General features: G+C 62.6%; 27 protein-coding genes. 15 read left to right on the top strand and 12 right to left on the bottom strand.

Annotation, left to right across the window (positions count from 1 at the left end):
- Window positions 1-64 precede the first annotated feature (64 nt).
- Genes wrbA through AC1Q80_RS04925 form a run of 3 tightly spaced genes read left to right on the top strand, consistent with a single transcriptional unit; the run spans window position 65 to window position 2,549 of the window.
- Window positions 65-697, top strand: a complete 633-nt coding sequence (gene wrbA / locus AC1Q80_RS04935; RefSeq protein WP_492359772.1) for an NAD(P)H:quinone oxidoreductase — start codon at window positions 65-67, stop codon at window positions 695-697.
- A complete protein-coding gene (locus AC1Q80_RS04930) occupies window positions 697-1,905 on the top strand; it encodes an MFS transporter (RefSeq protein ID WP_492359771.1) in 1,209 nt (402 codons plus the stop codon). The genes wrbA and AC1Q80_RS04930 overlap by 1 nt, the downstream gene beginning before the upstream one ends.
- Window positions 1,902-2,549 (top strand): MBL fold metallo-hydrolase, encoded by a 648-nt coding sequence (locus tag AC1Q80_RS04925; RefSeq protein ID WP_492359770.1) that lies wholly within the window; start codon window positions 1,902-1,904, stop codon window positions 2,547-2,549. The genes AC1Q80_RS04930 and AC1Q80_RS04925 overlap by 4 nt, the downstream gene beginning before the upstream one ends.
- Before the next feature lie 87 nt (window positions 2,550-2,636).
- Here AC1Q80_RS04925 and AC1Q80_RS04920 read toward each other — a convergent pair whose 3' ends face one another.
- Window positions 2,637-3,029, bottom strand: coding sequence for a hypothetical protein (locus AC1Q80_RS04920; protein ID WP_173419306.1), 393 nt, complete (start codon window positions 3,027-3,029; stop codon window positions 2,637-2,639).
- 357 nt (window positions 3,030-3,386) lie between these two features.
- Between AC1Q80_RS04920 and AC1Q80_RS04915 the strand changes: the two genes are divergently transcribed.
- The gene (locus AC1Q80_RS04915) at window positions 3,387-4,949 is read left to right on the top strand and encodes a helicase HerA-like C-terminal domain-containing protein (protein ID WP_173419305.1); all 1,563 of its coding nucleotides are present in this window, start codon (window positions 3,387-3,389) and stop codon (window positions 4,947-4,949) included.
- 89 nt (window positions 4,950-5,038) lie between these two features.
- Complete coding sequence (locus tag AC1Q80_RS04910) at window positions 5,039-5,251, top strand: alkylphosphonate utilization protein (RefSeq protein ID WP_025426258.1); 213 nt, start codon at window positions 5,039-5,041, stop codon at window positions 5,249-5,251.
- Window positions 5,252-5,367: 116 nt separating this feature from the next.
- Here the strand turns inward: AC1Q80_RS04910 and AC1Q80_RS04905 are convergent, their stop codons facing one another.
- Window positions 5,368-5,790 (bottom strand): organic hydroperoxide resistance protein, encoded by a 423-nt coding sequence (locus AC1Q80_RS04905; protein ID WP_043610962.1) that lies wholly within the window; start codon window positions 5,788-5,790, stop codon window positions 5,368-5,370.
- 117 nt (window positions 5,791-5,907) lie between these two features.
- Here AC1Q80_RS04905 and AC1Q80_RS04900 point away from each other — a divergent pair, with 117 nt between their 5' ends.
- Window positions 5,908-6,384, top strand: coding sequence for a MarR family winged helix-turn-helix transcriptional regulator (locus AC1Q80_RS04900; RefSeq protein ID WP_492359769.1), 477 nt, complete (start codon window positions 5,908-5,910; stop codon window positions 6,382-6,384).
- A 148-nt stretch (window positions 6,385-6,532) separates the two neighbouring features.
- On the opposite strand, the gene AC1Q80_RS04895 is transcribed toward AC1Q80_RS04900, so the two are convergent.
- The 4 genes from AC1Q80_RS04895 to AC1Q80_RS04880 all read right to left on the bottom strand — a co-directional run bounded on the left by AC1Q80_RS04895 (window position 6,533) and on the right by AC1Q80_RS04880 (window position 11,903).
- Entirely contained in the window at window positions 6,533-7,321 is a 789-nt protein-coding gene (locus AC1Q80_RS04895) for a L,D-transpeptidase family protein (protein ID WP_492359768.1), read from the bottom strand.
- Window positions 7,322-7,502: 181 nt separating this feature from the next.
- Window positions 7,503-9,836 (bottom strand): putative bifunctional diguanylate cyclase/phosphodiesterase, encoded by a 2,334-nt coding sequence (locus tag AC1Q80_RS04890; protein ID WP_492359767.1) that lies wholly within the window; start codon window positions 9,834-9,836, stop codon window positions 7,503-7,505.
- Between the two features lie 164 nt (window positions 9,837-10,000).
- Window positions 10,001-11,377 (bottom strand): PepSY-associated TM helix domain-containing protein, encoded by a 1,377-nt coding sequence (locus AC1Q80_RS04885; RefSeq protein ID WP_492359766.1) that lies wholly within the window; start codon window positions 11,375-11,377, stop codon window positions 10,001-10,003.
- Window positions 11,378-11,537: 160 nt separating this feature from the next.
- A complete protein-coding gene (locus tag AC1Q80_RS04880; protein ID WP_492359765.1) occupies window positions 11,538-11,903 on the bottom strand; it encodes a hypothetical protein in 366 nt (121 codons plus the stop codon).
- A 208-nt stretch (window positions 11,904-12,111) separates the two neighbouring features.
- Here AC1Q80_RS04880 and AC1Q80_RS04875 point away from each other — a divergent pair, with 208 nt between their 5' ends.
- Complete coding sequence (locus AC1Q80_RS04875; protein ID WP_492359764.1) at window positions 12,112-12,771, top strand: glutathione S-transferase family protein; 660 nt, start codon at window positions 12,112-12,114, stop codon at window positions 12,769-12,771.
- A 36-nt stretch (window positions 12,772-12,807) separates the two neighbouring features.
- Here the strand turns inward: AC1Q80_RS04875 and AC1Q80_RS04870 are convergent, their stop codons facing one another.
- The gene (locus AC1Q80_RS04870; RefSeq protein ID WP_209787123.1) at window positions 12,808-13,749 is read right to left on the bottom strand and encodes a LysR substrate-binding domain-containing protein; all 942 of its coding nucleotides are present in this window, start codon (window positions 13,747-13,749) and stop codon (window positions 12,808-12,810) included.
- Between the two features lie 90 nt (window positions 13,750-13,839).
- Here AC1Q80_RS04870 and AC1Q80_RS04865 point away from each other — a divergent pair, with 90 nt between their 5' ends.
- Window positions 13,840-14,049 carry a hypothetical protein gene (locus tag AC1Q80_RS04865; protein ID WP_492359763.1) on the top strand — a complete coding sequence of 70 codons (210 nt, stop codon included), beginning with the start codon at window positions 13,840-13,842 and terminating at the stop codon, window positions 14,047-14,049.
- A complete protein-coding gene (locus AC1Q80_RS04860) occupies window positions 14,046-14,432 on the top strand; it encodes an MmcQ/YjbR family DNA-binding protein (protein WP_492359762.1) in 387 nt (128 codons plus the stop codon). The genes AC1Q80_RS04865 and AC1Q80_RS04860 overlap by 4 nt, the downstream gene beginning before the upstream one ends.
- A gap of 38 nt (window positions 14,433-14,470) precedes the next feature.
- Here AC1Q80_RS04860 and AC1Q80_RS04855 read toward each other — a convergent pair whose 3' ends face one another.
- Together AC1Q80_RS04855 and AC1Q80_RS04850 are read right to left on the bottom strand one after the other, a co-directional pair.
- A complete protein-coding gene (locus AC1Q80_RS04855) occupies window positions 14,471-15,001 on the bottom strand; it encodes a GrpB family protein (protein ID WP_492359761.1) in 531 nt (176 codons plus the stop codon).
- A gap of 113 nt (window positions 15,002-15,114) precedes the next feature.
- A complete protein-coding gene (locus AC1Q80_RS04850; RefSeq protein ID WP_173419295.1) occupies window positions 15,115-15,693 on the bottom strand; it encodes a dihydrofolate reductase family protein in 579 nt (192 codons plus the stop codon).
- 252 nt (window positions 15,694-15,945) lie between these two features.
- Here AC1Q80_RS04850 and AC1Q80_RS04845 point away from each other — a divergent pair, with 252 nt between their 5' ends.
- Entirely contained in the window at window positions 15,946-16,872 is a 927-nt protein-coding gene (locus AC1Q80_RS04845; protein WP_492359760.1) for a bestrophin family protein, read from the top strand.
- Window positions 16,873-17,000: 128 nt separating this feature from the next.
- Window positions 17,001-17,429 carry a hypothetical protein gene (locus AC1Q80_RS04840; RefSeq protein ID WP_492359759.1) on the top strand — a complete coding sequence of 143 codons (429 nt, stop codon included), beginning with the start codon at window positions 17,001-17,003 and terminating at the stop codon, window positions 17,427-17,429.
- On the opposite strand, the gene AC1Q80_RS04835 is transcribed toward AC1Q80_RS04840, so the two are convergent.
- Window positions 17,426-18,046: a glutathione S-transferase family protein gene (locus AC1Q80_RS04835; RefSeq protein ID WP_492359758.1), complete on the bottom strand. Its 621-nt coding sequence runs from the start codon at window positions 18,044-18,046 to the stop codon at window positions 17,426-17,428. The two genes, AC1Q80_RS04840 and AC1Q80_RS04835, sit on opposite strands and share 4 nt — an antisense overlap.
- 139 nt (window positions 18,047-18,185) lie before the next feature.
- Here AC1Q80_RS04835 and AC1Q80_RS04830 point away from each other — a divergent pair, with 139 nt between their 5' ends.
- Window positions 18,186-18,917: a DUF4198 domain-containing protein gene (locus AC1Q80_RS04830; RefSeq protein ID WP_492359757.1), complete on the top strand. Its 732-nt coding sequence runs from the start codon at window positions 18,186-18,188 to the stop codon at window positions 18,915-18,917.
- A 115-nt stretch (window positions 18,918-19,032) separates the two neighbouring features.
- Here AC1Q80_RS04830 and AC1Q80_RS04825 read toward each other — a convergent pair whose 3' ends face one another.
- On the bottom strand, window positions 19,033-19,404 hold the full coding sequence (locus tag AC1Q80_RS04825; RefSeq protein ID WP_492359756.1) for a DUF4406 domain-containing protein: 372 nt from the start codon (window positions 19,402-19,404) through the stop codon (window positions 19,033-19,035).
- A 94-nt stretch (window positions 19,405-19,498) separates the two neighbouring features.
- Here AC1Q80_RS04825 and AC1Q80_RS04820 point away from each other — a divergent pair, with 94 nt between their 5' ends.
- A complete protein-coding gene (locus AC1Q80_RS04820) occupies window positions 19,499-20,251 on the top strand; it encodes a DeoR/GlpR family DNA-binding transcription regulator (RefSeq protein WP_173419289.1) in 753 nt (250 codons plus the stop codon).
- Window positions 20,252-20,333: 82 nt separating this feature from the next.
- Here the strand turns inward: AC1Q80_RS04820 and AC1Q80_RS04815 are convergent, their stop codons facing one another.
- Window positions 20,334-21,341, bottom strand: a complete 1,008-nt coding sequence (locus AC1Q80_RS04815) for an asparaginase (RefSeq protein WP_492359755.1) — start codon at window positions 21,339-21,341, stop codon at window positions 20,334-20,336.
- A 72-nt stretch (window positions 21,342-21,413) separates the two neighbouring features.
- Between AC1Q80_RS04815 and AC1Q80_RS04810 the strand changes: the two genes are divergently transcribed.
- Both AC1Q80_RS04810 and AC1Q80_RS04805 read left to right on the top strand, forming a co-directional pair.
- Window positions 21,414-22,151 (top strand): DUF3750 domain-containing protein, encoded by a 738-nt coding sequence (locus tag AC1Q80_RS04810; RefSeq protein WP_492359754.1) that lies wholly within the window; start codon window positions 21,414-21,416, stop codon window positions 22,149-22,151.
- 140 nt (window positions 22,152-22,291) lie between these two features.
- Window positions 22,292-22,492, top strand: coding sequence for an NUDIX domain-containing protein (locus AC1Q80_RS04805; protein WP_492359753.1), 201 nt, complete (start codon window positions 22,292-22,294; stop codon window positions 22,490-22,492).
- Window positions 22,493-22,609 lie beyond the last annotated feature (117 nt).

Below are 22,609 nucleotides of genomic sequence, written 5' to 3'. Positions count from 1 at the left end.
AGCCTTCATCCTGCCTGACATCAGCGGCGGCAAATGCGCCGCAAGCGGAACAAGGGAAAGCGAAATGGCAAAGATCCTCGTGCTTTACTACTCCTCCTACGGCCACATAGAGACGATGGCCGCTGCCGTGGCCGATGGCGCCCGTGCCACCGGCGCGACCGTCTCGTTGAAGCGGGTTCCGGAGATCGTGCCCGAGGCTGTCGCGATCAAATCCGGCTACAAGCGCGATCAGGAGGCACCGGTCGCAAGCGTCGCAGAGCTCGCTGACTACGACGCTATCATCCTGGGCACACCAACCCGCTTCGGTAACATGGCTGCGCAGATGAAGAACTTTCTCGATCAGGCCGGCGGCATCTGGGCCAGGGATGCGCTGGTCGGGAAAATCGGAAGTGTGTTCACTTCGACCGGCAGCCAGCATGGCGGCCAGGAATCGACGATCCTTGCGACCCATACGGTGCTGCTTCACCTGGGCATGGTGATCGCCGGCCTGCCCTACAGCTTCAAGGGACAGATGCGCATGGACGAGATCAGCGGCGGCTCACCCTATGGTGCCTCGACGCTTGCCGACGACGGCAATGGCGGCGACCGACAGCCGAGCGCCAACGAACTGGACGGCGCGCGCTTCCAAGGCCGCCACGTCGCCGAACTGGCATCGGCACTGGTCGCCGGCAGGGCCCGCGTGGCGGAGCTCGCCTGATGTCGGCGGTTGTCGCTCTCAGCCCGGAGAGAACCGAGTGGATCGCCGTCACCGCCGTCGTTGCGGCCGGCATGGTCGCAGCGATGCAGGTTGGCAAGGGGCTGATCGCCGGCCCCCTCCTGCAGGCAGATCTCGGCCTTGACCTGACTGCACTCGGCTGGATCACGTCGATTTTCGCGATCGTCGGCGTCGCCGGCGGCATGCCGGCCGGCGCCATGGTCGCGGCCATCGGCGACCGGCGCATGATGGTCATTGGCATGGGAATTCTCCTCATCGGCATCCTGATCGGCGCCGTGAGCCCGAACTTCTCGCTGCTCATCCTGTCGCGCCTGTTCGAGGGCTTTGGCTTCCTGCTCGTGGTCGTCGCCGGTCCGGCAATCCTCATGCGCATTGTCGCGCTGTCTCGGCGCGACCTCGTCTTTGCCCTGTGGAGCTGCTTCATGCCCGCCGGCATGGCGGTCGCCATGCTCTCAGGCCCGCTGTTTGCAAACTGGCAGGCGATCTGGTGGGGCAACGGCCTCGTCGCGCTCCTCAGCCTGTTGACCGTGATCGCAGCGGTGCTGCCCTCCCGCAGCGGGCCACGCGCATCGGCCAGCGGCATCCGCTCGGACATGCTCACAACGTTGACAAGCCGCGGACCTGTCTTGCTCTTTGCGCTCTTCAGCCTTTACAGCCTGATGTCGTTCACACTGTCCAGCTTCCTGCCGATCCTGCTCGTCGCGCGCATGAACGTTTCGTTTGCAACGGCGGGTGTGCTCAGCGCCCTCATCACGCTTGCCAACGTCATCGGCAATCTTGCAGCAGGGACCATGCTGGCTCGGGGCGTCGGCCGCGGCCGTCTGGTCATCGTAGCCGCCACGCTGATGGGAGCCGCAGGCCTGTGGATCTTTCTGTCGCAATCGGGCGATACGCTGACCTTTGCGCTGTGCGTGCTGTTTTCGGCCATAGGCGGGCTGATCCCCGCGACGTTGATCTCAACGGTCCCGATAGTCTCGCCACGGCCCGAGTTGGCACCGATGGCGATGGGGCTGCTGATGCAGGGGAGCAATCTCGGGCAACTCGTCGGCCCGGTTGCCGTCGGAACCGCAATCGAAACTTTTGGCTGGACGTCGGGTGCCGGATTCATCGGAGCAGGTGCTCTCTGCTGCATCCTGCTTGCAACCATGCTCAATCGCACCCTTCGTACCAAGCCGCGGGAGACGGCATGATGGAGCATCTGTTCGACACCCTCTATGGCGTCGGTGCCGAGCAACTGAGCTTCGCACCGGATTTCACCGGTCGCGCCTTCGTCCTTCGTCGCCCCGATGGCAACCTCATCGTCTACGCCTCGCGGCGGCTTGCAGACGAGGCGGACGGACTGCTGTCGACGGGGGCGTTCGCCCGGCAATACATCAACCACCATCACCAGGCGATGCCGTCCTGCGATTGGGCCTGCGAGCACCTCGCCGCACCGCTGTTCGGTCCGGAGCTGGAACGACGGCAGATCCTGACACATTGCCGTATGGGGGGTGGCTTTGCCGGCCGCGAGACGCACTTCCCGGATTTCGAGGTGATCCCCACGCCAGGGCATACCGCCGGTTCGGCCTGCTTTCTCTGGAACGATGGCCAGCGTCGTTATCTGTTCACCGGCGATACGATCTTCCTGAAAGAGGGACGATGGATCGGCGCTGTTTTGAACAGCAGCGACAGGGCCGCCTATCTTGCGTCGCTGGCGCTGATCAAGTCACTCTCCTTCGACGTCCTGGTACCCAGCCTGGCAAAGGGGCAGCCGTTCCACCAGACCGATCCCCGGGAAACGGAACGCCAGATCGATGCGATGATATGCCGGCTGGAACGCGGCGCGGACGGTTGAGCGTTGATCGAGGATAGGACACGGAGGCAACAAAAAACCCACCGGCGCGAGCACCGGCGGGTTTTCCTTAGACGCACCCGAAACGGATCAGACGAACTGGCTGAGGCCCGGGACCGAGGCGACGACTTCGTCGACGACGTCGGCGCCAGCCTTTTCCTTGGCGAATGCTATGGTTTCCTTGGCAAGCGAGGTGATCTCGCCCATGCCGAGGCCCTGGCTCATCAGCTGCTGGCCGAGCGCCATCACGCCGCCGCCACCGATCGCAGACATCAGGCCGCCGAGCAGGCCGCCGCCGCCCTTGCCTTCGCCGTTGTACTGGGCGATCAGGTCGGTCGCACCCGGGATCGATGCGATCATCTGGGCAACCGGGCCGTCGGCCGCTTCGCGCTGCAGGAAGCCGAGAATCATGCCGACAGCCTTTTCAGCCGTCGCAGGCTCGAGACCGACATTCTCCGCTACGCGCGTGACCAGTTCATTCATGGATAACTCCCTCGTTGAATTTTGACGTTGACGTCAAGGTAAATGATCGCTTCCGAAATAACAAGCGATGATGGATGGAATGCCGGGTAAACCACCAGCTTTCAAACAGCGGTTTACACTTCGCGCTGGCGTGCATTTCCACAGGTCTACACGATCGTTTCACGCTCGCGACCGCTTGGCAATGCGACCGATCCGCCCCTGCCCCATGCGCAACTTTCGCGGCTGTGCGCCGCAATCGACTTGTTGCCGGGTAGAGCGGCACCGCCTATAACAGGGGCGAGCCACATTTCGATGACGGGCCTCGGCGGAAAGCCGCGAACCGCCCGCTTTCATTGATGAAACGGAGATGAAGCCCACATGGTGGAAGAAGGCAAGCTCTTTATCGGCGCCAGCCGCAAGCCGGACGATACGATCAACAAAGGCGAATACCTCGAGCTGAAATTCGGCAACCGCCACGGGCTCATCACCGGCGCAACCGGCACCGGCAAGACCATCACGCTGCAGATCCTGGCCGAAGGCTTTTCGAATGCCGGCGTTCCGGTGTTCTGCGCCGACGTCAAGGGCGACCTTTCGGGCATCGGCGCGATCGGCGAGCCGAAGGATTTCATCACCAAGCGCGCCGAACAGATCGGCCTGCCGACGAACCCCTACGACTTCCAGGAGTTCCCGGTCATTTTCTGGGATCTCTACGGCGAAAAAGGCCACCGTGTCCGCACCACCATGTCGGAAATGGGCCCGCTCCTCTTGTCGCGCTTGATGAACGCGACCGATGCACAGGAAGGCGTGCTCAACATCGCCTTCAAGATCGCCGACCAGGGTGGCCTGCCGTTGCTCGACCTGAAGGACCTGCAGGCGCTGCTCAACTACATGGGCGAGAACGCCACCCAGCTTTCCAACCAGTACGGCTTCATCTCCAAGGCCTCGGTCGGCTCGATCCAGCGCGAACTCCTGATCCTCGAACAGCAGGGCGCCGAGCATTTCTTCGGCGAACCGGCGCTGAAGATCACCGACATCATGCGCACGACCAATGACGGGCGCGGCGCGATCTCGGTGCTTGCCGCCGACAAACTGATGATGAACCCGCGCCTCTACGCGACCTTCCTGCTCTGGCTCTTGTCCGAGCTGTTCGAGGAACTTCCCGAAGTCGGCGACCCCGAAAAGCCGAAGCTGGTGTTCTTCTTCGACGAGGCGCATCTTTTGTTCAACGATGCGCCGAAGGTGCTGACGGAACGCGTCGAACAGGTCGTGCGCCTCATCCGCTCCAAGGGTGTGGGCGTCTACTTCGTCACGCAGAACCCGCTCGACGTGCCGGAAACGATCCTGGGCCAGCTCGGCAACCGGGTCCAACATGCGCTGCGCGCCTATACCCCACGCGACCAGAAGGCGGTGAAGACCGCCGCCGACACCTTCCGCCCCAACCCGGAGTTCGACTGCGCCACCGTCATCACCAATCTCGGCACCGGCGAGGCACTGGTCTCGACGCTCGAGGGCAAGGGCGCCCCGTCAATGGTCGAACGCACGCTGGTGCGCCCGCCGCAATCGCGCGTCGGCCCGCTGACGGCGGAGGAGCGCCAGAAGGTCATGGATGTCAGCCCGGTCCGCGGCCAGTACGACGAAGATTTCGACCGGGAATCGGCCTATGAAATGCTAACGGCACGGGCGAAGAAGGCGGCGGAAGCGCAGCAGCAGGCCGAGCAGGAGCCGGTGGAAGCCAATACCGGCGGCAGCCGCTGGACGCTTCCGGGCTTCGGCGACGATGAGCCGGCGGCGCCGGCCGGAAAGCAGGCCCGCCCGAAGTCTTCCGGATACCAGCGCGAGACCGTGGTGGAGGCGGCGATGAAATCGGTTGCCCGCACGGTTGCGACGCAGGTTGGCCGCGCCCTGGTCCGCGGCATTCTCGGCAGCCTGAGCAGACGCTAACCCCGTTGGCCAAGACGATACGAAGGACGAATTCCGCGCGCCCTGGTCCACCGGATCAGGGCGTGCCCGCATCTTGAAAGGAGCATCCCATGGACGTGAAAGATTCGAACGGCGCCATCCTCAATGACGGCGACAACGTCACCCTGATCAAGGATCTGAAGGTCAAGGGCACCTCGACCACGCTCAAGCGCGGCACGGTGGTCAAGGGCATCCGGCTCACCGACAATCCCGACGAAGTCGAGTGCCGGGTCGAAAAGATCAAGGGACTGGTGCTGCGTACCGAATTCCTGAAAAAGGCCTGATACTGCCGCAGGCATGTTCGGGAAACGGCGCGCGCTCCCTCCCCGTCATTGAAAAACAGCAAAGCCCGGCGGGAACCAACCCGCCGGGCTTTGTTACTTCCGGATGGGAGCAGGTCTCAGGCGACCGTCAGCTTGACGTCGATATTGCCCTTGGTCGCGTGGCTGTAGGGGCAAACGATATGTGCCTTCTGGACCAGATCCTCGAGAACCGCCTTGTCGACGCCCGGCGACGAGATTTCGAGCGCAGCGTCGATGCCGAAGCCGGTGCCATCTTCGCGCGGGCCGATGCCGACCGTGCCCGTCACGGTGGTGTCTTCGGGAAGCTTTACCTTCTCCTTGCCAGCGACGAACTTGAGCGCGCCGAGGAAGCAGGCGGAATAGCCGGCGGCAAAGAGCTGCTCAGGATTGGTGCCGCGGGCGCCGTCGCCGCCCAGTTCCTTCGGCACGGTCAGCGTGACGTCAAGAACGCCATCGGCGCTCTTGGCCTGGCCAGCGCGGCCACCAGTTGCGGATGCTGTGGTACGATAGAGAATGGGCATTGGCGGGGTCTCCTGTGCGGTTTCAATGTCGATGGAGAACGTGTATCGCAAAATTAAATTGTACGCAAATTAATTTTGCAAATTGCATTTTCGACCCAAATTTGCGACAATGCGACCATGACGACGAAAGCGGCACCATTCGAAGCGATCCCCGACGAAGCGCTGACGCTCGGCAAACAGCTCTGTTTTGCCGTCTATTCCGCCGCCCACGCCTTCACGCGCGCGTACAAACCGCTGCTCGATCGTTTCGGCCTCACCTACCCGCAATATCTCGTGCTGCTGGCGCTCTGGCAACAGGACGGGATGACGGTCAAGCGGATCGGCGAGGAGATCGGGCTGGATTCGGGAACACTGTCCCCTCTCCTCAAACGGCTGGAGGCGGCAGGGTATGTCGCTCGCCAACGGGATCCTGGCGACGAACGGCAGGTGATCGTCAGCCTGACCGACAAGGGCCGTGAACTCAAGACGGAGGCCTTCGGTATTCTGGCAGATATCGGCAAGGCATCGGGTTGCAGCCTGGAGGAAGCCGGAGAGATCCGGGAATCCCTGCACCAGTTGACCCGACGGCTCTCGTCCAGCGAGAGCGAAAACTGATCGCCGCCGTTGCGGAGCAGCGCAACACCCGAATTCAGGCCTTGAGTAGCGTGCAGATCACGAGGTTCAGTCTGCGTGCGCCACAGCAAACCGGGATGCCGCAAGTCGGGCATCCGAATTATTTTGACGCGCGGTACGCAAAAGCGGATCAGACGACGAGGATCGGCGCCTTGCCGCGCACGCGATCGTAGAGATCCATGACATCCTGGTTGAGCATGCGCACGCAGCCGGACGACACGGCCTTGCCGATCGACTTCCATTCGGGCGAGCCGTGCACGCGATAAAGCGTATCCTGCCCATTCTGGAAGATGTAGAGCGCGCGGGCACCCAGCGGGTTGTTGACCCCCGGCGCCATGCCGCCGTTGCCGGCGGAAAATTTCGCCAGTTGCGGCTGACGAGCGATCATCGAATCGGGCGGCGTCCAACGTGGCCACTTTGCCTTCCACTGGATGACGCCACGACCGTTCCAGGCAAAGCCCTCGCGACCGAGACCGACACCGTAGCGCAGCGCGCTGCCACCCGGCTGGATCAGATAGAGGAACCGGTCGCCGGTATCGACGACAATGGTGCCCGGGCGCTCGCCAAAGGGATCGCTGACTTCCTGCCGATAAAACCGCGCGTCGATCTGGCGGTAGGGCACGGCCGGGATCTGATAACCGCCATCGTCGACCGCAGCATAGATGTCGCCATAATAGGCGCTCTGGGGCGGCAGACCGGTCGGCTGCGGGCCTTCACCGATCGGGCCTTCCAGAATGCCCTCGGCACGCGGATCGACCCAACGCCCCTCAAGAGCAGGATTGCGGAACACCGGCGCGGTTTCCTGACGGAAACGGTCGGTGTTCATCGAGGACGTACAGCTTGCAAGACCTGCAGAAGCAAGCGCGATGCCTGATGCACGGAGGAACTGGCGACGGGAAAAAATGACTGAAGAGGACATCGAACTCTGAAAGGCTTGAGTGCGGCGACGAACTGGAGTGCTGCACGAAATTGATTAACGAAACGATTCGCGCAGACCCGCCCAATGTAAGAATGCTGGCATCTACGGCTGGAACGAGGCTTGTGTCAGCAAACGTCGGATCACGTTTCCGATGGCATCACGGCGCGTGCAACGGCGCGGATCAGAGTGCGGCGGCTGTCATGGCTGGCTGGCGCAACAGCGCCTCGAAGTCGGCGGACGCGAGCGGGCGGCTGAAGAAATAGCCCTGGATCTCGTCGCAACCGCTGTGGCGCAGGAAATCTACCTGCGCCTGGGTCTCGACCCCTTCGGCAATAACCCTGAGGCCGAGATTTTGCGCCAGCGATATGATCGCCGCCGTAATGGCTTTGTCGTCGACATCGGCTGGAATGTCCTCGACGAAGGAACGATCGATCTTCAGGCGACGCACAGGAAACCGTTTCAACGCGCTAAGGCTTGAATATCCGGTGCCGAAATCGTCGATCGCCAGATGCACGCCGATTGCCTCCAGCTCATGCATCGTCGCCAATGCACCCGGCACGTCCTGCATGATCAGGCTCTCCGTCAGTTCCAATTCCAGGAACCGCGGATCGAGGCCGATCTCGGCGAGAACGGCAGCGACATGCGCCGCCCAGTTTCGCTCGCGGAACTGTCGTGCGGAGACGTTGACGCTGACGATCAGCAACGGCAGCCCCTCGTCATGCCAGGCCTTGCATTGACGGCAAGCGGCGCGCAGCACCCAATCGCCGATCGGCACGATCAGCCCGGTCTCCTCCGCCAGCGGAATGAAATCGCCCGGCGAAATCATGCCGCGCTCGGGATGCCGCCAGCGAAGCAGCGCTTCGGCGGCAAAGACCCGGCCGGTCTCGAGATTTACCTGCGGCTGGAAATGCAGCAGAAACTCGTCCCGGGCGATCGCCTGGCGCAGCTCCGCCTGCTTCAGCAGTTTTTCGTGGGCCTTGTCGGCCATCTCCTCGGTAAAGACCTGCAGGTTGTTACGGCCGAGCTCCTTCGCCCGATACATCGCCATATCGGCGTTGGCGAGCAACTCGCCGACGGTCTTTCCCTGGTTGGGAAAACAGGCAACGCCCATGCTGCAGGAGACCTGCAGCCCGCGGCCGTTGATCTGCATGGGAGCAGCGATTGCGGCCCGGATATCCTCAAGGCGTGCAAGCACGACATCCCGCTCGCAGGGCAGGCCATTCAGAAGAAGGATGAACTCGTCGCCACCGACCCGCACGACCATGTCGGACTTGCGCACCGATGCGCGCATGCGCGTGGCAGTCACCTTGAGCAGTTCGTCGCCCGCCGCATGGCCGAGCGTGTCGTTGACGAGCTTGAAGTTGTCGAGGTCGAGGAAGGCAAGCACCGCCCACTGCCCCGTCCCACGCAGCGCTTCAAGCGCTTCGGCGACCTGCTCTTCGAACAGCGCCCGGTTGGGCAAGCCGGTCAGCGCGTCGTGGTGCGCCATGAAGCTGATGCGGTCTTCAGCCTGCTTGCGCTCGATCGCAATGCCCGCCAGGTGGGCGGCCATGGCGATCAGCTCCTTCTGCTGCTCGTCTGGAACGCACACGGCCTCGGAGTATAGCGCAAAGGTGCCGAGCACCTTTCGCTCGCGAGAATGGATCGGCGTCGACCAGCAGGCCCGGAATTCGTAGGGTCGGACGATCTCGCGATAATCCTCCCACAGGGGATCTTCGAAGATATCGGCGACGATCACCTGTTCGCCGCGCCAAGCGGCGGTGCCACAGGAACCCGCCTTTGGGCCGATTTCCACGCCGTGAATCATGCCGCAATAGGTTTCGTCGAGATTCGGGGCCGCACCGTGAAGCAGACGGTGACCATCAGGCGACAGCATCAGGATCGAACCGCGAATGCGAGGGATAAGCGCCTCGATCAGCAAGATCAGTTCACGGAAAAATTCGTCGAGCGGCCGGCCATTGGCGATCATCTCCAGCAGGTGCGCCTGCCCTTCGAGCAAGCGTTCCGCCGCCTTTCGGTCGGAGATGTCGCGCGATACGCCGACGATGCCGACGATCTTGCCGCTCTTGTTGCGCAACGGCACCTTGGAGGTCATCAGCCAGCGATCGCGGCCCTTGGTGACCATCGCACGCTCTTCAATCCCAAAGATTGGCTCGCCCGTTTCGATCACCCGGCGTTCCACCTCGGCGATGGCCATGGCCAAATGCTGCGGATGCAGATCGAAATCGGTCTTGCCGATGATATCGCGAAGCGATTCCAAGCCGTTGTCGGCGACAGTCACCTGGTTGGCAATGAGGAAACGGCCGTCGGTATCCTTGGCGTAGATGTAATCCGGCACATGGTTGATGATGGTTTCCAGCCAATAGTGCCGGTCGGCAATATCGGGGTCGGCGGGAAAGATCCGGCTCATTTCTTCGGCCAGACGCGTGCTCGCGTCGATCAGGCGACGCGTATTCTCGTTGCCGCCCGCATTGAGGGCAGCGTAACGCGGATTGCGGGAGGTGTTCTTCGCCAAGCAAGGCCTCCGGAAGCAGTGTCGAGATCGTCCGTCTTCCCCAACCCACGATAGGCGGCCAAAGGTTAGCCTTCCCTAAATAACATCAGAAAAAACGTGTGGAGGTTGCATCTGGCACTAGCATAGCCGGAAAGATGGGGCGGCGCGAGCCGCCCCACGCCAAATCAGGACAGGACCCTGCGCATTGGCGCAAACAGCATCAGCGCCTGGTCCACAACGATCATCACGACGATCGCGATACCGGTCAGCGGAAAAGCGAGCCCGAACAGCAGCGCCATCAGCCACAATCCCGCGTAGATGCTACGGCGCGGCGGCATCGGCGGCACGCCGATGCGCCCGGCCGGGCGTCGCTTCCACCACATGACGACCGCCGAAACCGATACGAATATGATCGCAAGGCAGGTCGTGAGCATCAGCAGCTGGTTGAACAGCCCCCATTCCTGTCCCTTGTGGACGTTGATGCCCCACTCGATCGCCTTGCCGAGCGGCGGGTACTGGCCAAAGGCGATATCGACCAGCGGCTTGCCGGAGTACTGATCGATATGGATCGTGCGTTCGCGCGAAAGGTCGGCCGGAAAGATGGCTGCGGTATAAACGCCGGTCTCGTCGCCGGGAATGGCCAGTTCATAACCCGGCAGCATGCCGGCCTTGTCGGCAATCGCCACGGCCCTGTCGATCCCGATGGAAGGGACCGAAGCGCCATCCGTGGTCGACAGGGGCACAGGCGCGTTTTCCACCAGCCAGCCGGCCTTGGCGAGCACGTCGGTCGATACCTTCGTGGAGGTCGGAACGTCGTCCCAGAGTTGGGCGGGGTAGCCGAGGCCGGCCGCCGTCAGCTTGCCATTAACCGTCGAGCCCCAATAACCGGACCAGAGAAGGCCGGAGAAGGCGAGAAAGACGATCAAAAGCGCCGAGGCGATGCCGGTGACCGCATGCAGGTCGCGCCAGAACACGCGTCGCGCCGGCGTGCCGCGAACGGTGATCACGCCACCGGTCTGCTGCCGCGGCCACCAGAGATAGACGCCTGTAAAGACGAGCAGGATCGCAAAGCCGGCGACGATTTCAATGATGATTTCGACGCGCTTGCCGAAAAAATCCAGGCTGTGCAGGTCCTCGACCACCCGGTTGAACTCGTCGCTCGGGGCGACCATGTCAAGAATGTCGGCGGTATATGGATCGACGTAGACCATCATCCTGCCGGCGCCAACGCCCACGGTCACGCGTGCAGACCGGTCGGCGCCACCAGGCGTGCGATAGGCAATCGCCGCGCTGCCCGGCACCGCCTCGACGGCGTTGGCAACGATCACCGAGGGCTGAAGCGGCGCCTCCCCCACCGGCACGATATTGCGGTAGGCAAACAGCGTGTCGTCGATCTCGTCGTTGAAGAGGTAGAGCCCGCCGGTGACGGCAAGGCTGATCATGAACGGAATGACCAGAAGGCCGGCGAAGAAGTGCCAGCGCCAGATGGCGCGATAGAGCGAAATGCCGCGCTCGGCGACATCAGGCAGTCGCGCGGAGCCGGAAAGAGATGCGGTCGTCATGGGTGTCTCCCCCGGGTAAGGGCCGGCATGAAGAGCCAGCGACTTGCCCCTTGCTTGAAGTGTGGATGTAGTGGCTGAGCCGGCTCCGGAAGCGACCAGGCCCACCGAGATGCTCTCGGCGTCGGTGTCGCTGCCTTCCGCTCACCCCTTCAGGCGCAGATCAGGCGAGGAATTGTGGAGGCGCGCGCGGTCCGAGGCCAGCCAAAAGCACCGGTCGGGCGAGCAGAAGCTCGGCCGCCAGCGAGGAGCGCACAAAGATTTCGGAAGAGAACCTGCCCTGAAATGCCTGTGGCGTCGGCAGGGCCACGGGGGCGGCAAGGCAGCAGGATTGGCACGCATGGCTGCTGGTGCGGCCCTTGCCATCTTGCGCAGCATGACCGGTCAGGCAGAGGTCGGCAAACGATCCGTCCGGCAGCACATAGGCTGCCATCTCCGGCATGACCGGCATGGCAGCGCCCGCCGGCGGCTGGGCCAGGACAGAAAAGACGAGGATCAGCGCGCACAGGATGCGTGCTGGCAGATCCATCTTTACCCATTCTCGCCGCTGTCGCGTCAATCAAGCCCCCGATCGTTGTTGGGATTGCTAGAGCGCGAAGGCTTGAAAGACAAGCGGCCAAGGCGCCGCACCGATCGTTTCATCAAAAGATTTCATGGCGGATATCAACGCCTGCGGCTTCTTGTGCGGCCCGTGTTTGCCTAAGACGGAGGAGGAAAAACGGAGGAGGAAACCGGACATGCTGACGATCTATGGCGTCTATCGCTCGCGCGCATCGCGCAATTACTGGATGGCGGGAGAGCTGGGCATTCCCTTCAAGTCTGTTCCCGTGAAGCAGTCCTATCGGCTGGCCGATCCGCTGGCGGACGACGCGCCCATCAACACCAAATCGGCAAGCTTCCTTGCCGTCAACCCGATGGGCCTGATCCCGGCGATCGAAGACGATGGCCTTGTTCTGACGGAATCCCTTGCCAACAATCTCTATCTCGCCCGCAAGTATGGCGGACCGCTTGCACCAGCCGACATCAGAGAAGAAGGTCTGATGGGCAACTGGACGATGTGGGCGGCGACCGAAGTCGAGCCGCACGCCGTGCGCATCATTTTGACCTACGACGCCGGCACCGAAAAGACCGATGAAGGCAAGGCCAAGGTCACGACGGCTGTTGCCGCATTGGGCAAGGCCTTCGCCTTTCTCGAAAACCATCTCGAAGGTCGCGACCATATCGTCGGAGACCGCTTCACCGTTGCCGACCTCAACGTGGCGGAGGTCTTCCGCTACGCCATGAGCCAGGCGGACCTGTTCGACCGTCACCCGAAGGTCACGACGTGGCTTGCGCGCTGCCAGTCGCGCCCGGCCTTCAAGGCGATGATGGAGGTTCGGTCGACGGAAGCCGCGTAGGCTTACGGCATCGACCATCACGCCCTTGAAGCGACACTAATCTCTCGGCGTCGCGGGCTTGAAACGGCTACGTGGCGCCTTGAGGTCGAGCAGTCGCATGCCCTCTTCGACCTCGTCGCGAACCCAACGCTTGAAGGCGGTCGTGGCCTTGCTCTCGCGCCTCGAAGGCGAGCTGACGAAATAGTGGCCGTAACCGGTTCTGGCGCGGATGCCGAAGGGAACGACGAGGCTGCCTTCGGTCACGGCGAAACCGGCAAGCGTCTGCCAGGCGAGCATGACGCCCTGCCCGGCGATCGCCGCATCGAGGACCAGCGAAGCCTCGTTGAAGGTATGACGCACCCCCAGTTCGGCACCGGAAAGCCCGACCTCGCGCAGCCAGACCTCCCAGGAGAACATCGAATGGCCGTCGATGACGGCCGGGATCTTTAGAATATCTGCAGGCTCGCGCAGGTTCTCCGCCATCGCCGGCGAGCAAACCGGGAAGACTTCCTGCTCCAGCAACAACTCCGATTTGACCCCGGGCCAGCGCCCCTCACCGACGCGTATGCCGACATCGACATCGGACGTATCGAGATTGACCAGCCTCGTGGTCGCGTCGATGCGCAGCCTGATATCAGGATGGCGCTCGGCGAAACGGTTGAGCCGGTAGACCAGCCAGCGGGCGGCGAAGACTGGAGCAACGGAAATCGTCAACACCGATTCATCCCGCCGTCGTGCCAGGGCAACAGCCTCGGCGAGCTCGCTGAAAGCACTGCTCAGCCGCGCCAGCAACAACCGACCGAAATCCGTGGGGACCAGCCCACGCGGCGTGCGCTCGAACAGGATGCGCCCGAGTTGCGCCTCGGTCTTGGCGATCTGCTGGCTGACGGCCCCCGGGGTCACCGCCAATTCCTCGGCGGCAGCCGCCAGCGAGCCAAGCCGACCGGCCGCTTCGACCGCGCGCAAGCCGTTCAGATGAATGGCATTCAGTTCCTTCATATAGTTTTTCTAAATCGTCCTCTCGGCAATCTCAATTGAAACTTTGGCAAAACAGGCGGATGCTCGGAAACATCGAAAGGATGGTCCGCCATGCTGAAGATTTTCTCCTTGTTGAAACCGACTCGATTTTTGACCGATACCCGCCAGGACGCCTTGCTCTCCTGGGCGCGCGATCCGTTGCGGCATCCCGATCTCGAACGCATGGACGGGCGCGAACTCGGCGACCTGCCTTTTCCCGGGTGGCCGTGGCCGACGGCGGCGGAGTGCAACTGCGATTGCGCGCCGACAGGTGGTCGATGAGCCACCGACCCGCCGCGCACGACGGCATGCCAGTCGCTGACCTCGACGGACCGTTTGCCCGCGTGGTGAAGCTCGCCGAAAGCACCGGCCTCCCGGAGGTTTCGCTCGGGACCTCCTATGGCACCCCGGCTCTGCTGGTGAAGGGCAAGAGTTTCGTGCGCATGAAGGATGCCGAAACCCTCGTGGTGATGTGCGCGCTCGAGGAAAAGGAAATGCTGCTCGAACTCGATCCGGCCCTCTTCTTCGAAACCGATCACTACAAGGGATGGCCGGCGATGCTGGTGCACCTTCAAGCGATTGACGACGCCAGCCTGACCCAGAGGCTGATCGCCGCCTGGCGGGAAAAAGCACCGCGCAAACTGTCAGCCGACTTTTCCGCATAGCTCAGGCTTGCGACGGGCAGCACCAACCGCCTTGCCCCTCAAGCGCGGCGCCACGCCAAGGCTTGTGCCTCGATCGACTTGATCCAGGCGTCCTTGCAATCGCTATAGGCGTGGGAATCCTCGGGGTGAAGATCCCGGCACCGGGCCTTCTCGCGATCATAGGCGGCAGCGATCTGCGGATGACTGCGCAGATAGTCACGGAAGGCGAGATGGCGCTCGATCTCCGGCGAACCGTCTTCATAGCAATGCAGTTGAACGAGCCGTCGTCCAGTCGCCGGGTCGCTCTTGGTGCAATAGCGGCGACCGGGCAGCCCAAGCTCGCCCCACCATTCGTAGCCATGCGCCTCGATTTCACGGCGGCCGTCGTCGAGCGCCTGCAGATCGGTGACAACAGGAACCAGGTCGAGGACCGGTTTTGCGCGGATCGTCGGAATGGCCGTAGAGCCAATGTGATGCATGGCCACCAGACACGAGCCGATGATCGCCGCAAAGAGATCACCTTCCAGAGCCGTGCTCTCCACCCATCGCGGATCATGCGGCAACAACTCGACCTTGATAGGCGGGGGCAAATCGACACCTCATCGCATCAGACACTGCAGATCAGCCCCGCTGTTAATCGAGAAATGACGCCCACGCTACATCGCAGAAACACTTGCCCCGTCGAGACGACCGGCGCGAACGGTCACTTGCCGACGCTGTAGACGAGGCTGACCGTTCCGTCGGAACGCGACTTCGCTTCGTTGAGCTGCAGACGATGCCGCTGCGCGACCGTTGCAAACAGTGCCTTGCCCTCCCCCACGACCAACGGATGGATCGTCAGGCGCAATTCATCGATCGTGCCCCGGTCGAGCAGGCCGGACACCGTCCGTGCGCCACCGACGATATAGATCGTCTTGCCGGGCTTGCGCCGCAAGACATCGATCTCGCCCGCGTCGCGCAGCACCGTCGTGTTCGCCCAACGCACGCCGTCGAGCGTATTGGACAGCACATAGTGCGGCGTGTTCAGGGCAAAATCGGCATATTCGATCTCCTCCGAAGTTGGGAGGTTGCCGCTCAGTTCGAGCGGGCTGTGCGGGTCTGCCTTGATCGCGCTCCAATAGTGCTCGTAGCCCTCGTACATGCCGCTTCCGAGCACGCAGGCATCGATTTCGGGCAACAGATCAAACGTATCCGACCAGGAATCCACCCAGTCTGCATAACCATCGGGACCATCGATCATGCCATCGATGGTCATTTGCATGCCGGCAACAACCTTGCGCATTTCGGCCTCCTCTTCGTTCCTCTCATCAAGGACGGGTGGAGTGGTCGACTGCCGACACGGCGCTTCAACGTTTTTCAGGAGGCCGACGCGACAGCACAGAGGCCGATGAAGTCCGCAGCAGACAAACCACTCGTTCAAGTCGTGCAGCTTCGGCAAGGAGCCGTTCCGAGCACAGAGCGACATCGCGCTCTCTTCCAATTTTTGCGTGCCGGCTATACCGATGCTCAATCCTTGCCGCACAGGTGCCCGACAATGATCGTTCGCGACCGCCCAAGCCTTCTCAAGCTCTTCTTCATCCTGCGCGGTTCGGTCATCCAGCGGATCTTCCCGCAGGTCCTGTTCGTCTTTGCGCTCTCTGCCGGCGTCGTCTGGTCGCACCAGGCCTTTCCGGCCATGGTGCCGAGCGTCAACAGCGGACCGTTCGCGCTGCTCGGTATCGCCCTTTCGGTGTTTCTCGGCTTTCGCAACAATGCTTGCTACGACCGCTGGTGGGAGGCCCGCAAGGATTGGGGGCAGCTGATTTTCGTCTCCCGCGATCTTGCCCGCCAGACGCTGGTCCTCGGTGCAGATGGAACAGTCGGCGAAAACAACGCCCGCACACGCCTGCTCAATCTGGCGATCGCCTTTGCACAGACGCTGGTCTGCCACCTGCGTCCGGGCAGTCACCCCGACAAGCCGCTGAAAAGGCTGCCGGCAGATCTGCTGCCGGCCTACAAGGCCAGCCGGAACGCCCCCGACCTGCTGCTGCGCGAAATCGGCGCTATTCTAGCGGAGCTGCGCGCCACTGACAGGATCAGTGATATTCAGCTGATGATGCTGGACAGCACGGTCGGGCGCATGTCGGCGGTGCTTGCCGCCTGCGAACGCATTCGCAACACGCCGGTTCCCTTCGGCTACACGCTGCTTCTGCACCGCACCGCCTATCTCTTCTGCTTCCTGCTGCCCTTCGGCTTTGCCGACGCACTCGGATGGGCGACGCCGTTCGTCACCGCGCTCGTCGCCTACACCTTCTTTGGCCTCGACGCGCTTGGCGACGAACTGGAGGAGCCGTTCGGTACACTGCCGAACGACCTGCCGATCGTGGCGCTTGCCGACACGATCGAGATCAATCTGCGCGAAGCGCTGGGTGAAACCGATCTGCCCGAACTGCCGAAACCGAAGGATTACATGTTGATGTAGTCGGGGGACCTCCCGGGACGAGCGTCGACAAGCGTACGAAGCACGCAGGGATAGCCAAGATTTAATCTTGCAGCTTACGGCTTTACTCCCTACTTGGCATGCAGGGTTTCTGGGCGCGAAGGTTTCAAATGCGGGTCGGCAAGGCATTGAACGGACTCATCGCCAGCCTTGGCCTCGTCGTTGTTCTCATGCTCGTGATGAATTTCAGGGTGGCCGAATTCGGCCGTGCCTCCAACGCTGATAACCTCACGGTCGAGGAATGGCAGGAGAGGAAACGTGCTCTTCGCGAAGAACGTCATGCCTTTTCCCGTGCAGCAACCGGGTGCAGGCTCGGGATGGAAAAGCGCATTGCCGAGGGCCGGATAGCCAATGTCGATCTGGCAAAGCTGGGGACCCACTTTGATGTGCGGCTGCCAGAGATTCCCGCAGCCTATTGCCGGCTGTTCGTCCGCGCCATTATCGACGACAAGATCAGCTATGAAGAGTTCATCGCCTGGGCGGACGAACCCCCGCTCGACCTGCCCGAGAGACTTGCTGGACGCTCGCCCCGAACCTAGTCTTTCAGAACCGCGAGAACCCGGGCGACCGCTGGCCGCTGTGTCATGCGATTGCGGTGATCGAGAACTTTCGGAAACCGCGTCGGGTCGACGCCATCCGGCTCGAGCCAGCCGGCAATGGTGAAGAGATAGGGGTCGGCGATCGAGTAGGTTTCGCCGGCGACGAAGGGGCCGGCGAGCATGGTGGTCTCTATCAGCTGGAAGCAATCCGTCATGTTTGAGGCAACCTTGGCTCTCATCGCCTCGTGCGCCGTCGGGTCATCCGCCCAGCGCGCACCGCGGCGGCCGTGGGCATGGGCGACATGCACGGTCGAGCAGAGGTAGCTGAGGAAGGACTGGATCCGCGCAAATTCGAAGGCATCGTCAAGCGGTGCGAGCTTCGCCTGCGGAACGCTCTGGGCAATGTAGGTCAAGATCGCCGGGGTCTCGGTAATCGTGCCGCGATCGGTAACCAGTGCCGGGACCCGTCCCTTCGGGTTGACCGCGAGATAGTCGGGCTTGGTCTGTTCCGCCTTGGAAAAATCGACCGGAACGGCGCTGTAGTCGATGCCGGTCTCTTCGAGCGCTATGTGCGAGGCCAGCGAACAGGTTCCCGGGGTGTAGAACAATTTCAGCACGTTACTCTCCTTGCCATTCGGTGCGACCATCACGCCGTCTTTCGTGCCGCAGAAGAAATGAAGTCGCCACGGTTGACAAGCCAAATCCAACTTCAATAGAACGTTATTGTTACGTTATAACATATTTTCGGAGTTGCTCATGAAGACCTTCATTTCCTCCCTGCTTGCCGCCGGCCTGATGGCCACCGCCGCCACGCCGGCATTTGCACATGGCGCCTGGATCGGCGAGCGCTGGGGCGATCTTGCCGTGATCTACGGCCACGGGCCCGCCGACGAAGCCTATGATCCGGCAAAAGTGAAGTCCGTTTCCGCGCTCGGCGAGGACGGCAAGGCCCTGCCTGTCACGATCTTGCCGGCCGGCAGCCATGCCTTGCTGAAGCTCGACGGCGAACCGGCCCTGCTCGCGCTTGAGTTCGACAACGGCTACTGGAGCGAGGGTGCCGACGGCAAATGGGTCAACAAGCCGAAAAGCGAAGTTCCTGGCGCCAAGCAGGCCAGCCACTCGGTGAAATACAGCATCGCGCTCGTGCATGTGCATGGCGACATGCCGGCCTTCCCGGCTCAGCCGCTGCAGATCGTGCCGCTCGACAATCCGATCGGCCTGAAGCCGGGCGAAAAATTTCGCGTCCGCTTGCTGCTTGACGGCAAGCCGCTCGAAGGCAAGGAAATCACCATCGATTATGCCGGACTGCCGGAGCTTGTTTCCGAAAAAACGGACGCGAAGGGCGAAGCCGACGTGACCCTGCGCAATGCCGGCGTCAACATTCTCGCCGTCAGCCACGCCATTCCGCTCGACGGCGACACCGCCGCCGACAAGAAGGGATTGACGGCAACACTGACCTTCGTCGCCGAGCCGCACGTGCACGAATAGTCACGTCTTTCCGCAGAGCGGAACGTGCGCGGCCAAGCCGTTGAGAGGCGCGCTTGCGACTTGCGTCCAGGCAATTGAGGCCCCGGTGGAACATGTCCACCGGGGCCGTCTTCACTCAGGCTACCCGGGCCTCGCTGCAGCCAGGCACGTCCTGCAGGCTGTAGTAAACCGGAATGCCGCGCTCGCGGGCAATGCGCACATCGTTGTCCGCGCCCTTGCTGTCGCCCGGAAGGCGCAGCACGGCATCGCAGAGCGCCAGCAGCCGTCCTGCGACGGGATGGAAGATCTCTTCGTAAAGGTCGTCGCCGATCCTGGCACCACCCGCCGCATGCCAGACCGGCAGCGCCACCCATTCGCCGATCATCGGCACATGGCCGGCCCTGAACAGGGCATGGGACGGCTCCTCCAATCGCTTCAAATTCTCCGCCATCTTGGCCGGGTCATCACCGGTGCCCGAGCGATAGGGACCTGCAATCAGGATCAACATGATTTCTTCCTCATTTTTGCACGATATATCCAGATAATTCTGGAATATTTGTGATAATTCGTGCAATATCGTGAAGAGTCAAGGAGCGAAATGAATGCTGACGACACAGAGACGAGCGCTGATTTCGGCGCGGCTGAACCGCGACGGGGAGATCGTCGCCAAGCGCCTGGCAGACGAGCTGCAGCTTTCCGAAGATACAATCCGCCGCGACCTGCGGGAGATGGCGGCCGAAGGGCTGCTGCAGCGGGTGCATGGCGGCGCGTTGCCGCTCGTCCCTGCCCTGCCGGATTTTGCCGCGCGACAGGAGATTGCCGGCGACGTCAAGCGCCGGCTCGGGCGCAGGGCGGCTGGGCTTGTCACACCGGGACAAACGATCTTTCTCGACGGCGGCACCAGCAACGCCGAAATCGCTCGGGCGCTTCCGCGTGAAATGCGGCTGACGATCGTCACCCACAGCCCGACGATCGCGGCCGAACTCGAACGGCACGAGGCGGAGGTGATCCTGATCGGCGGCAGGCTCTACAAACACTCAATGGTGGCGACAGGTGCAGCCGCGGTCGCAACGATTGCCGCTATCCGCGTCGACATGTTCTTCCTGGGCGTCACCGCGATCCATCCGGTGCACGGGTTCTCGACCGGCGACTATGAAGAGGCAGCGGTCAAGCGCGCGATCCTCGCACAGGCGGCGGAGACCTTCGTCGTGGCCACCGCCGAAAAATTCGGCGCGGCTTCACCTCATCACGTCGCCAATGTGGAAGACATTGCCGGGCTGATCGTGCCGGAAGGCATGAATGAGGATGCCCTCAAGCCCTATCGCGACAAGGGCGTGACGCTGCTGCCCGCCTGAGGGCGGAGCACGATTGGCTGCGCGACGTGTGCAAGAACGCGCGGGCCGTTTCCTTGCCCGCGCGCTTCCAAGCCTGTGAATCTCAGGCGGCGAAGGCGTCCGTCACCCTGACGTCGCCGACCGCGATACCGTTCCAGTTCTTCATAGTGTGGTTGGCCTGCGCCATCAGCGCGGACTGTACTTCTGGCTCGTCCTGGAAGAAGCGGGCAAGCGTCGCTGTGACCATCGCCTCGGCAGCGCGGGTGGCGCCGTCCTCGCATTTGACGGCGATGGCAATGCCCTTCTCCGGAATTGCGGCGCAGAACACGCCTTCGGCACCGGTCTTGGCAAAGATCCGGCCAGGCGCCGTTTCCATCAGCCGCGTACAGCCACGCTTGGTGCCGGCGACGTAGAAGGGCTCGGCCATGCAGGCCTCGATCAGCCGCTTCGATGCGCGGGCGCGCTCGGGCGCAAGGCCGACGCCGGTCGCCATCTTGGCAAAACCATGTGCAAGGCCCTTCAGCGGCACTGCATAGGTCGGGATCGAGCAGCCGTCGACGCCGCAATTGTCGCGGCCGAGGATGGCGCCTGTAAGGCTTTCCATGGCGCCGCGGATTTCCTGCTGGAGCGGGTGATCATAGCCGACATAGCCCTTCACCTCGGTGCCGGAATGGCAGCAGGCGCAGACGAAGCCGGAATGTTTGCCGGAGCAATTGTTGTGAAGCGCACTCGGCGCCTCCATCGAGCGCGCCTGGCCGATCAGCGTCTTCTGGTCGGACGACCAGTGAGCGCCGCATTCGAGCGCCGAGACGTCGCGGCCGGCGGCAGCCAGCATTTTTGCGGCCAACGCCACATGCTCCGGCTCGCCCGAATGGGAGGAGCAGGCAAGCGCCAGTTCCTTGTTGCCGAAGCCGTAGGCATCGGCCGCGCCGCTTTCCATCAGTGGCAGCGCCTGCATCGCCTTGCAGGCTGACCGCGGGAACACGCCGGCGTCGGTATCCCCCAGCGAAAAGATCGTCCGGCCATCACCGTCGACAGCAATGACCAGACCGCGGTGGCGGCTTTCGACCAGATTGCCGCGGGTGACTTCGACGAGAACGGGATTCGACATGCCTTGCCCTCAAATTTCCTAGATTGGTGCATGCATTTAGCAGGAATCGAACAACAGGAAACCGGGGCTTTCATGAAATTCGTCCGCAGGCTCGTTGCCGCCTTTCTGGTGATCTATCTCTTGCCGGCGCTCGCCTCGGCCGGATGGTGGTACATGAAGGAGCGCCCGCAGAGCTGGCGGGACGCCGACTGGTCGTCGGCAGGCATCCTGCCGACGCCCGCACAAAGCCCGGATGCGGCAGTCTATATCTTCTCCGCCACCACGGGCGGTCTCAAAGGAGCCGTCGCCAGCCACGCCTGGATCGTCACCAAGGAACGGGGTGCTGCGGCCTATAACCGCTACGACAAGGTCGGATGGGGCAAGCCGATCCGCAGGAACGCCTATCGGGCGGATGCCCGCTGGTACTCGAACGAGCCACGCCTGGTCGCGACCGCGACCGGCGCTGAGGCGGACAGGCTGATCCCGAAGATCGAAGTGGCGATCGCTGCCTACCCCTATTCATCGGCCGGCGGCTACCGGATCTGGCCGGGGCCGAATTCCAACACCTTCGTTGCCCATGTGCTGCGTTCGGTACCGGAGCTCAATGCGGTGCTGCCGCCGGATGCTGTCGGTCGAGATTACCTGCCGGAGGGAAAACTGTTCCAGATCGACGCCGATGGGCGCGACCTGCATGCAACGCTCTATGGCCTTGCGGGTATTTCGGCGGGCATGCGCAGCGGCTTGGAGCTGCATTTCTTCGGCCTCGTCGCCGGTCTCGACATTGCCAGACCCGGGATCAAGATCCCGGCACTCGGGCGTTTCGGCATCTGACGGCACCCGTTCCCTGGGATATCAGACCGGAACGCAGTCGAGGATCACGATGGGCAACTGCATGGTCCGGCCGCCATTGCGACAAGGACCTCCCAAGGCATGAAATTCCGATCAGAACCTTTGCCGTCTGCGTCGTCATCGTGCGCGAAGCGGGTGACCCCCACCAGGTTCTCCTTTTGCGCCGCAACGGATCCCTGGCGGGCAAAGGGTGCCAGATCGCCGGCGCGATCGAGGCTGGCGAAACCGCCTGGCAGGCAGCACTGCGCGAGGTCGAGGTGGAGACCGGGTTGCGACGAAGCTGTTCGAATGGTGCCCTTTTCCGGGCAACGGAAGGTGCTTAGGCACATTCAAGAGGAATTCGTCGACCGCGAACCGAGTGCCTGGCTGCAGATCCGTGACGCGGTAGCCGCCAACGGCTGAGGGCGTTCACGGACGCGGTGGCAAAAAAATGGAAAAGG

The organism is Ensifer sp. GW823-FHT05D09 (assembly GCF_058795755.1).
This window is presented reverse-complemented; position numbering and strand designations above follow the sequence as displayed.

Coding starts and splice junctions, on each gene's coding strand:
- wrbA (WP_492359772.1), top strand. CDS start 65: ATGGCAAAGATCCTCGTGCTTTACTACTCCTCCTACGGCCACATAGAG.
- AC1Q80_RS04930 (WP_492359771.1), top strand. CDS start 697: ATGTCGGCGGTTGTCGCTCTCAGCCCGGAGAGAACCGAGTGGATCGCC.
- AC1Q80_RS04925 (WP_492359770.1), top strand. CDS start 1,902: ATGATGGAGCATCTGTTCGACACCCTCTATGGCGTCGGTGCCGAGCAA.
- AC1Q80_RS04920 (WP_173419306.1), bottom strand. CDS start 3,029: ATGAATGAACTGGTCACGCGCGTAGCGGAGAATGTCGGTCTCGAGCCT.
- AC1Q80_RS04915 (WP_173419305.1), top strand. CDS start 3,387: ATGGTGGAAGAAGGCAAGCTCTTTATCGGCGCCAGCCGCAAGCCGGAC.
- AC1Q80_RS04910 (WP_025426258.1), top strand. CDS start 5,039: ATGGACGTGAAAGATTCGAACGGCGCCATCCTCAATGACGGCGACAAC.
- AC1Q80_RS04905 (WP_043610962.1), bottom strand. CDS start 5,790: ATGCCCATTCTCTATCGTACCACAGCATCCGCAACTGGTGGCCGCGCT.
- AC1Q80_RS04900 (WP_492359769.1), top strand. CDS start 5,908: ATGACGACGAAAGCGGCACCATTCGAAGCGATCCCCGACGAAGCGCTG.
- AC1Q80_RS04895 (WP_492359768.1), bottom strand. CDS start 7,321: ATGTCCTCTTCAGTCATTTTTTCCCGTCGCCAGTTCCTCCGTGCATCA.
- AC1Q80_RS04885 (WP_492359766.1), bottom strand. CDS start 11,377: ATGACGACCGCATCTCTTTCCGGCTCCGCGCGACTGCCTGATGTCGCC.
- AC1Q80_RS04880 (WP_492359765.1), bottom strand. CDS start 11,903: ATGGATCTGCCAGCACGCATCCTGTGCGCGCTGATCCTCGTCTTTTCT.
- AC1Q80_RS04875 (WP_492359764.1), top strand. CDS start 12,112: ATGCTGACGATCTATGGCGTCTATCGCTCGCGCGCATCGCGCAATTAC.
- AC1Q80_RS04870 (WP_209787123.1), bottom strand. CDS start 13,749: ATGAAGGAACTGAATGCCATTCATCTGAACGGCTTGCGCGCGGTCGAA.
- AC1Q80_RS04865 (WP_492359763.1), top strand. CDS start 13,840: ATGCTGAAGATTTTCTCCTTGTTGAAACCGACTCGATTTTTGACCGAT.
- AC1Q80_RS04860 (WP_492359762.1), top strand. CDS start 14,046: ATGAGCCACCGACCCGCCGCGCACGACGGCATGCCAGTCGCTGACCTC.
- AC1Q80_RS04850 (WP_173419295.1), bottom strand. CDS start 15,693: ATGCGCAAGGTTGTTGCCGGCATGCAAATGACCATCGATGGCATGATC.
- AC1Q80_RS04845 (WP_492359760.1), top strand. CDS start 15,946: ATGATCGTTCGCGACCGCCCAAGCCTTCTCAAGCTCTTCTTCATCCTG.
- AC1Q80_RS04840 (WP_492359759.1), top strand. CDS start 17,001: ATGCGGGTCGGCAAGGCATTGAACGGACTCATCGCCAGCCTTGGCCTC.
- AC1Q80_RS04830 (WP_492359757.1), top strand. CDS start 18,186: ATGAAGACCTTCATTTCCTCCCTGCTTGCCGCCGGCCTGATGGCCACC.
- AC1Q80_RS04825 (WP_492359756.1), bottom strand. CDS start 19,404: ATGTTGATCCTGATTGCAGGTCCCTATCGCTCGGGCACCGGTGATGAC.
- AC1Q80_RS04820 (WP_173419289.1), top strand. CDS start 19,499: ATGCTGACGACACAGAGACGAGCGCTGATTTCGGCGCGGCTGAACCGC.
- AC1Q80_RS04815 (WP_492359755.1), bottom strand. CDS start 21,341: ATGTCGAATCCCGTTCTCGTCGAAGTCACCCGCGGCAATCTGGTCGAA.
- AC1Q80_RS04810 (WP_492359754.1), top strand. CDS start 21,414: ATGAAATTCGTCCGCAGGCTCGTTGCCGCCTTTCTGGTGATCTATCTC.